Origin of the sequence: Colwellia echini (assembly GCF_002843355.2) — a bacterium.
In the GTDB taxonomy this organism is placed as follows: Bacteria; Pseudomonadota; Gammaproteobacteria; order Enterobacterales; family Alteromonadaceae; genus Colwellia; species Colwellia echini.
In genome coordinates this window covers 38,190-46,672 of sequence record NZ_PJAI02000023.1, presented here as the reverse complement: position 1 = coordinate 46,672, position 8,483 = coordinate 38,190, and the positions used below count along the sequence as shown (strand labels likewise).

The following is an 8,483-nucleotide window of genomic DNA, read 5'->3' as shown; positions in this document are numbered from 1 at the left end:
CGGCCGTTAGCTCAGTTGGTAGAGCAGTTGGCTTTTAACCAATTTGTCGAAGGTTCAAATCCTTCACGGCCGACCAATTCAAGATTATTATTCATTTACTCACATTTTAGGAACGGCCGTTAGCTCAGTTGGTAGAGCAGTTGGCTTTTAACCAATTTGTCGAAGGTTCAAATCCTTCACGGCCGACCACTCCTAAAGTAAAAAGTAAAAGCAAAAAATTAAAGTACAGGAACGGCCGTTAGCTCAGTTGGTAGAGCAGTTGGCTTTTAACCAATTTGTCGAAGGTTCAAATCCTTCACGGCCGACCACTCCTACTTTAATCGAAAAAACTCTAACATTATTTATCAAGCCTCAGCTTTTAACAACTAAAGTTAGACGGAAGGTTCAAATCCTTCACGGCCGACCACTCCTTACTTAAAGCATCCCATAGTTAAATCATCTAAGTATAATTAAAATATAAAAGTCTCAGCTTTTAACTAGCCAAAGTTAGTTCGAAGATTCAAATCCTTCACGGCCGACCACTCCTTACTTAAAGCATCCCATAGTTAAATCATCTAAGTATAATTAAAATATAAAAGTCTCAGCTTTTAACTAGCCAAAGTTAGTTCGAAGATTCAAATCCTTCACGGCCGACCACTCCTTACTTAAAGCATCCCATAGTTAAATCATCTAAGTATAATTAAAATATAAAAGTCTCAGCTTTTAACTAGCCAAAGTTAGTTCGAAGATTCAAATCCTTCACGGCCGACCACTCCTTACTTAAAGCATCCCATAGTTAAATCATCTGAATAGTTAAACCATCTAAGTATAATTAAAATATAAAAGTCTCAGCTTTTAACCAGCCAAAGTTAGTTCGAAGATTCAAATCCTTTACGGCCGACCACTTATTGGTCGATATATTTTCTCTAAATTTACTCAAAACCTAATCTCTAAAATCTATTTAAATCCTATACGTATTGGTAGTACTACACTTTTAACTGTGTTTGCATTATAATTCACGCGTTTTAAAGCATGCCTATTAGATAGAGAGCACTCATGATACAAGCGAATACAGCCGTAGAATTTGATTTTCAATTTCCAGCTAAACCTGCACCGTTAACTAATGACGAGCAGCTAGCCTATAAAGATCGCATCAAAAAATTACTCATTGAAAAAAATGCAGTATTGATTGCTCACTATTACACCGACCCTGTTATTCAAGCGCTTGCTGAAGAAACAGGCGGTTGTGTTTCTGACTCGTTAGAAATGGCTCGCTTTGGTAATACCCACGAAGCAACAACACTTATTGTTGCTGGCGTAAAATTCATGGGCGAAACCGCAAAAGTATTAACCCCAGAAAAAACAGTAGTAATGCCAAGCCTGGAAGCGACCTGTTCACTAGATTTAGGTTGTCCTATTGACGAATTTTCAGCGTTTTGTGATCAACATCCTGACAGAACTGTTGTTGTATACGCAAACACCTCTACTGCAGTTAAAGCACGTGCCGATTGGATTGTAACCTCTTCTTGTGCCCTAGAGATTGTTGAACACCTTGACTCACTTGGTGAAAAAATTATCTGGGGACCAGATCGTCACTTAGGTAACTACATTCAAAAAAATACTGGCGCAGATATGATCATGTGGCAGGGCGCTTGTATCGTTCACGACGAGTTTAAAACTAAAGCATTAAAAGACATGAAAGCCCTACAGCCAGAAGCTGCTGTGTTAGTGCACCCTGAATCGCCAAGCGAAATCATTGAACTTGCTGACGCGGTTGGCTCAACTAGCCAATTAATTAAAGCAGCACAAGAACTACCAAACAAAACATTTATTGTTGCAACAGACCGCGGCATTTTTTACAAAATGCAACAGCTTTGCCCAGACAAAGAATTCTATGCAGCACCAACGGCTGGTGAAGGCGCAACTTGTAAAAGTTGTGCTCATTGTCCGTGGATGGCTATGAATGGCTTAAAAGCAATTGAAGAAGCTTTATTAGATCCTGCAGGTAAAGAAGTGTTTGTTGACATGTCACTGCGTGACGGCGCGTTGAAGTCGTTAGATCGCATGTTAACCTTCAACCAAAGTAACAAATAACACTACTTGCTAATATACCGGTATTATTTGTTTGAACTTTAAGCGAATAATACGCTTTTAATTGAATATGTTAGGAATAGCTTGCACTACAACAGCTTTTTTCCTACCATAGCGCCGTTAAAAGTGTGAAGCCTAAAGCTTTGGTGAAGATGACACCTAAAAGTATCATGAAAAATCTGGTGAGCTGGCCGAGTGGCTGAAGGCGCACGCCTGGAAAGCGTGTAAAGGTTTATCCCTTTCGAGAGTTCGAATCTCTCGCTCACCGCCATATTTATTGAAAAAAGCTCTTGCTATGCAAGGGCTTTTTTTTGTCTAAATTTTGATGAATATTAGCAATAGTTATCTTCACATAGAGCTTGCAATAATTTTAATTTCATCGGGGTTATATTTGTTATACAACCATAAGCAAGAGGTTTGTATTTATAAATTATAAGAGAGTGTCATGATTAATTACCCAATGGCAACTGTATTGCCTTGTTCATAATATTGAAAATTTAAGAAACAACCTGCATTAAGGGTTAAAAGCCCAACACCACACCAAATAAACCCACTAAAACGCTGAATTATTAGGCGCTAATCAGCCATTTCAATGCATTAACGATGTAAAAAATTAAATCACCAAAAACGTAAAAATTTTAGATTGTTAAAAGAAAATAATCCAGTTAGAGTATTTTTATTAATAAATAATATAAAAACGAGTTATCCTACAAGCTCGTTAGCAGTCAAGGATAGGTATGAAGTTTTCCCATAGGTTTGGATTCGACCCCGAATATAAAAATGAACCTATCAGTAACGATGCCCCAAAGTGGTTAAAAAACCTATTCTTCCTAAACGTCCTAGAACCACTTTTATATATTGATGATGATAGTCGTCAGAAAAATACTGAATCAAAACCTGTTGGAATAAAAGACTTAATTGAAAGGTTGTGCGCTGAGAACGGACAAGAAACTGATTCTGAAGATTATGATTCATGGACTTGTTGGGATTCACTAAAGTGTAGAATTACAGGGTTAGAGTGGTATCAATTCTATGATTTTGTGGAAATTGTAGCTATAAAAGTTAAAGAAAAAGAAATCGATTATAACACTGCTTTCGATAGCTCATGCTTTAAATCATTTTTATTTCCATCATATAGACAAAAAGTAAATGAGTTGTTCTCACAACATAAAATACAATGGAAATTAAATGAAGCAGGTAAGTTAGAAACATCACTTCCTAAAGATCTTGAAACTAGAGTTTCAGCTATAGATTCGGCTTTACAGGACAAGTTTGAACCTGCACGAGTACATTACTCTAAAGCTCGTTCTTTCATTTTGAGCCCAAGTAAAGATCCTGAAAACTCAATTAAGGAATCTGTCAGTGCTGTTGAAAGTGTTTGTAAAGCTATTTACCCTAACTGCGCAACATTAGGTGATTCATTAAAAGCGATGAAAAAAGAAAAGCTTATTTCTCCTATGCTAATCACTGTTTTTGAGAAATTTTATGCTTATACGAATGCAGAACCAGCAGTAAGACATGGTAGTGATAAAATGTCAGGTGTTGATGAAATGGATGCTGAATTAGCGTTACATATGTCAGCAGCTTTTATCAGAACTATAATTGCTAGGAAGCAGTAACTGACTGCTAACAGCGTTTTAAAGCGGAACTAAAACAGTGGGTTAGGTTTCCTTCTTCGTTACACATTTTAACTCACTATTTTAGTCCGCTTAAGCGAGGGGAGGTGAATACCATGAATTTGGAATCTTTGTTTAGCTCATTTGAAAGTGAAGATGATTTAGGTGTGGTAATCAGGACACATATTGTCATTGAGAATTACCTTCGAGATTTAATAAAAAATTTCTTGGTTGATGAAAAATATTTTGAAGCAACTAAATTAGAATACTTTCAAGTTGTACAAATGGCACTAGCTTTCGGGCTTCAGCCGAGGTTTGAAAGTAGCTTAAATGCATTAGGTAAGTTAAGAAATAAATTTGCTCACGAGTTGAGAGATGAGTTAAGTAGGTGTGACGTTACAAATTTTTACGAAACACTTGATAGCAATGAAAAACAAATGTTACAAGAAAGTACTTTAGCGGTTCATAAAGAGTTAGGACTTAAAGTTAAAAGTCATAAAAAATTAGAAGCTAGACAACAATTTATAAATATGATTGCTTTGTTAGCGGCTGCATTATCTAAAGCTTGTAAAGAAGCTAAAGGTTAAATTCACCACGGGAATTAAAGCTGACACTCACTCAAAATTTTTAACTTATTAATAAAGAGTCAGTGTCTTCGTTAATCGCTGTAGTATTTCCTCAAAAATAGAGAAATTCTACAGCCTCGTTAGCAGTACCATCATGTTTGAATACTTTTCAAAAGTTCACTTGTGTGTTAACCTTTCGATATGAAAAGAATTAATTTCTACACCATCATCAGACCTGTAAATGCCCCGTAACTGAGTTCCTTGATTCACTTTCAGGAAAACAAGTACAAAAAGTGGCATGGGTTCTTCAGCTAATTGAAGAGCTACATGTAATTCCAACTACTTATTTGAAAAAGTTAACAAATACAGATGGTATTTGGTAAGTGAGAATTCTAGTTAGTGGTAATATCTTTAGGCTCTTAAGGTTCTTCGACGGAGATAACCTTGTTGTTTTAAATCATGGGTTTCAAAAGAAAACTCAAAAAACACCAGCCAAAGAAATTAAAGTTGCAGAAAAACGTCGTAAAGACTATTTGTTGAGGAAAATATCATGAGTGATTTACAAAAATACTTAGCGAAACGCAAAGAAGTAGACACAGATTTTGCTGATAACTACGATGAAGGCTATCAATCTTTTAAGTTTGGTGTTCTTTTAAAAGAAGCTCGTAAAAATGCAGGGTTAACTCAATTAGATCTTGCATCAAAATTACATACTCAAAAGAGTGCTATATCGAGAATAGAAAATCACTCGGAAGATGTTAAATTATCAACATTAGAGCGTTTTGCTTCTGCTTTGGGTAAAAAACTTGAAATACATTTAGTGTAAAGTACTGTTAACAATACGTTCAAATGGGTGAGGTTATACGTAACAGTTGACTTTGCCGTCGCACTTGTTTTAGCCATATTAATAAAAGATTATTTATATTGTAAGAGTTTTTATGTCTTACATTCTCCTTTTCCTAAGCTATTAAGTAATATTAACTTAATAGCTACCCACAAGAACTTAACTTAACCCATCTTCGCCATCGGCAAAACAATCGTTATTTTCAAACCACTTGGCTTAATATTCTCCGCAATTATTTCACCGTGATGCATTAATATCGCTTGTTGAGCTATTGCTAATCCTAAGCCTGTTCCGCCGCTACTTCTGTCTCTTGCATCAGCAACGCGGAAGAAGGGCTTAAATAGTTTGTCTAACATCTCATCTGGTACACCGGGCCCATTATCAAATACACTCAGCATTATCTGTTCGTGTTGTTGCGTTAATTCAACGGTAACAACTTGATTATTTGCTGAGTATTTAACGGCATTATTTAATACATTACTGATGGCGCTGGCGAGTAATTTGTCGTCTGCTAACAGTGTATACTTGCCACTTTCTTTGAATTCTATTGAAACATCTTTACTGCTTGCAAAGTACTGGCAATCGGTTACAACTTGGCTAACTAAATGATTCAGGTTTGTATCGTCACAGGCAAACGCTTTTTGACTATGTTCTAGGCGTGACAATGTAAGTACGTCGGCAATCATTTCATCTAATCGCTCAACTTCCATTTCACAACGGCTTAAATGCTTTTGCTGCTCAGCAGTATTGCCAATATTTTTTTCAGCTAGAGCTACAGCGAGTTGTAACCTTGTAAGTGGCGATCTTAACTCATGGGATACATCACCTAATAACCGTTGATGCGAGGAGATATTATTCTCTAACTGCTCAGCCATTTGGTTAAAACTGTGCGCTAGAGCACCAAATTCGTCAGCACGTTGATCAAACTTTGTAATCCGTGTGGTGAGTTTTCCTTCACCTATGTCTTTACTGGCTTTTTGTATAGCAATTAATGGACTGGTAAAGCTTTTAGCTAATAACCAACATAATAAAAAGCTGATCAGTAGTAACATTAATATACGAATAGCCATGGGTAACTGTACAAGTAAACTGACAATACTTTTACGTGGTAATTTCTCGGCAGAGAACAATTGGTATTTTGAATTATTGACAAAAAAGGGTGGTGAAGACGTTACTTTAGTAAAGCCAAAATCAATAGTTACAGGATTCTCTAACGAGTGTTTTTTTAAATAGCCTCTAACATTTGACCAACCATGATCTCTTGGTGAATAGAGTTTTGCCGTACCAATTTTTTTAATCAGTAAATCTTGGTTGTGCTGTTTGTGAAATCTTTTTTGCAATTGTTGGAACTTAACCGTGTGTTTACCTTCTATTTTTCTTGCTAAATTATTGAGTATTTCTAATTGTTGTGGATTCGCTTCTTCTTGAATAGGGCTGTGTCTAAAGGTTTGAATAACAATATAGCTGATCAATGCAGAGGTTAGGATGGCCAACCAAAAAGCAAAAAACAACTTTAAACTAATACCGATGAAAAACCGTTTTGGACGGTCTTTGTTAAAGCTAGTATTTGTATTAGTCGCAGAGCTAGAGTTTTTGGTATTCATTATCCTTATTCCCCTTGTAAAAATACGTAGCCAGCACCGCGTACTGTTTTCATTTTATCAATAGGGTCTATGGCAAGTAATTTGCGACGAACATTACCTACATGCACATCAACAGTTCTGTCATAAGGGCTTAATTTACGTTGAAGAACTTGCTCTGATATATCTGCTTTACTTACTATCTTTCCATGTTGTTCAATCATGTAAACTAACACTAAATATTCAGTGCCAGTGAGTTCAAGTAGTTGTCCCTGACAAAAAGCTTCACGAGTTGCTTTGTTAATTTTCACTTGGTTAATGTTAAGTTGTTCTGACGGAATTTGTGTTTCTGTTGGGCTTTGGTTTTTAACAATGGAAATACGTCTTAATATCGCTTTGATACGCGCTAATAATTCACGGTGTTTGAAAGGTTTAGCCAAGTAATCATCAGCACCTAATTCTAAACCTAATATGCGATCATTATCGTCGCCCTTAGCCGTTAACATTAAAATAGGAGTTTTATGATTACCGCCTAATGCTTTTAATACTTCAAAACCATTTAATATAGGCATCATTACATCTAATAAAATTAAATCAAAAGAGTCGTCTGATGCTTTTGCTAATCCGCTAGCACCATCTAAACATGAGGTAACTATAAAATTTTCACTTTCAAGATACTCTGATAACAGCTCGGCAAGCTCGGCATCATCATCTATTAATAAAATATGTTTAACTTGCTCAGTCGATGCGTTAGATACTGTATTAGATAAGGTATTAGGTAAAGTCATGTGAATACTTCTTTAATAAATAGGAGATTAAGCTGTTAGGCAATGTAACTAGTTTACGTGATATAAACGGCGCCGAAAATAACTTTACATAGCTTTACACTACGTTTGCACTGCTTTGCAAAAATATGGATATAATAAATCCTAACTTAAGTAAATGAACTTACTAACAGCACTGAAGTAAATGACTTAAGCAACTGAACTTAAATGATGGTACTTAACTAACTGCAATCAAGCAATTGAGCTAATACTTTCACTTAACCGTTCATAATAGTAACTGTTTTAATCATTAGTTTAATTATTAGTTTTAATTATTTATATTATTATAAAAGGAATATCACCATGAAAATTACATTCAAAAAATTAGCAATAGCGACTTCACTTTGTTCAGCATTGGTTTTATCACCGTTAAGTTATGCGGATTCAGATATTTCAAATATTAGCGCTGATAGTAGCCAAGTAGAAAAGCATCAGCAAAAAAGTGAAAAACGATTTGCCAAAATGGTTAAGAAATTAGATCTAACTGAAACTCAACAAGCTGAAATTAAAGCATTACAAACTGAGTCGAAAGCAGAGAAAGAAGCGCTTAAACCAGCATTTAAAGCTTATAAAGAGCAAGTGAAAACGTTAATGTCGGCTGAGGTTTTTGATGAGCAAGCATTTATTCAGCTACAAGCGAGTAATCAAGATATTTTCGCAGCAATGGCATTAATTAAAGCAAAAAATAAATTTGCGATGAAAACTATTTTAACACCTGAGCAGCTAAAGAAATTTAAAAAAATGCAAAAGAAAATGCACAGAAAAATGGACAAGAAAAGATCACATAAAATGAAAAATGAAGCACAAGAAAGCGAAAGTAACTAAGCTAATTATCCCAACCATTAAGCTTTTAGTTAAAAATAAAGTCCGACAAATTTGTCGGACTTTTTTTTATTTTAAATATTGGAACACGTTTGCAGTGAACTAAATAACGTTTTTAACTAATTTATTTAACTTTTCCAAGACTATTGCCGTAAAAACCC

At 35.3% G+C, this 8,483-nt stretch carries 8 protein-coding genes and 4 tRNA genes; 10 read left to right on the top strand and 2 right to left on the bottom strand.

The features are described 5' to 3' along the window. From CWS31_RS15320 to CWS31_RS15280, 9 genes are all read left to right on the top strand, one after another. Positions 1-76, top strand: a tRNA-Lys gene (locus tag CWS31_RS15320). 37 nt (positions 77-113) lie between these two features. Next, positions 114-189 (top strand) — tRNA-Lys (locus CWS31_RS15315). 43 nt (positions 190-232) lie between these two features. Then, positions 233-308: transfer RNA gene (locus CWS31_RS15310), tRNA-Lys, on the top strand. A 727-nt stretch (positions 309-1,035) separates the two neighbouring features. Further along, the gene (nadA, locus tag CWS31_RS15305) at positions 1,036-2,073 is read left to right on the top strand and encodes a quinolinate synthase NadA (protein ID WP_101343079.1); all 1,038 of its coding nucleotides are present in this window, start codon (positions 1,036-1,038) and stop codon (positions 2,071-2,073) included. A 178-nt stretch (positions 2,074-2,251) separates the two neighbouring features. Then, positions 2,252-2,341: transfer RNA gene (locus CWS31_RS15300), tRNA-Ser, on the top strand. Between the two features lie 466 nt (positions 2,342-2,807). Continuing rightward, positions 2,808-3,689, top strand: a complete 882-nt coding sequence (locus CWS31_RS15295; RefSeq protein ID WP_101343078.1) for an AbiJ-NTD4 domain-containing protein — start codon at positions 2,808-2,810, stop codon at positions 3,687-3,689. Between the two features lie 113 nt (positions 3,690-3,802). Then, on the top strand, positions 3,803-4,273 hold the full coding sequence (locus tag CWS31_RS15290) for a hypothetical protein (protein WP_101343077.1): 471 nt from the start codon (positions 3,803-3,805) through the stop codon (positions 4,271-4,273). 362 nt (positions 4,274-4,635) lie between these two features. Then, positions 4,636-4,806, top strand: a complete 171-nt coding sequence (locus tag CWS31_RS18005; protein ID WP_211355846.1) for a type II toxin-antitoxin system RelE/ParE family toxin — start codon at positions 4,636-4,638, stop codon at positions 4,804-4,806. Further along, positions 4,803-5,078, top strand: a complete 276-nt coding sequence (locus CWS31_RS15280; RefSeq protein WP_101343076.1) for a helix-turn-helix domain-containing protein — start codon at positions 4,803-4,805, stop codon at positions 5,076-5,078. The genes CWS31_RS18005 and CWS31_RS15280 overlap by 4 nt, the downstream gene beginning before the upstream one ends. Before the next feature lie 182 nt (positions 5,079-5,260). Here CWS31_RS15280 and CWS31_RS15275 read toward each other — a convergent pair whose 3' ends face one another. Together CWS31_RS15275 and CWS31_RS15270 are read right to left on the bottom strand one after the other, a co-directional pair. Further along, positions 5,261-6,700: an ATP-binding protein gene (locus CWS31_RS15275; RefSeq protein ID WP_101343075.1), complete on the bottom strand. Its 1,440-nt coding sequence runs from the start codon at positions 6,698-6,700 to the stop codon at positions 5,261-5,263. 5 nt (positions 6,701-6,705) lie between these two features. Beyond that, entirely contained in the window at positions 6,706-7,464 is a 759-nt protein-coding gene (locus CWS31_RS15270; RefSeq protein ID WP_101343074.1) for a response regulator transcription factor, read from the bottom strand. 339 nt (positions 7,465-7,803) lie between these two features. On the opposite strand from CWS31_RS15270, the gene CWS31_RS15265 reads away from it, so the two are divergent. Beyond that, positions 7,804-8,325, top strand: coding sequence for a Spy/CpxP family protein refolding chaperone (locus tag CWS31_RS15265; RefSeq protein WP_101343073.1), 522 nt, complete (start codon positions 7,804-7,806; stop codon positions 8,323-8,325). Positions 8,326-8,483 lie beyond the last annotated feature (158 nt).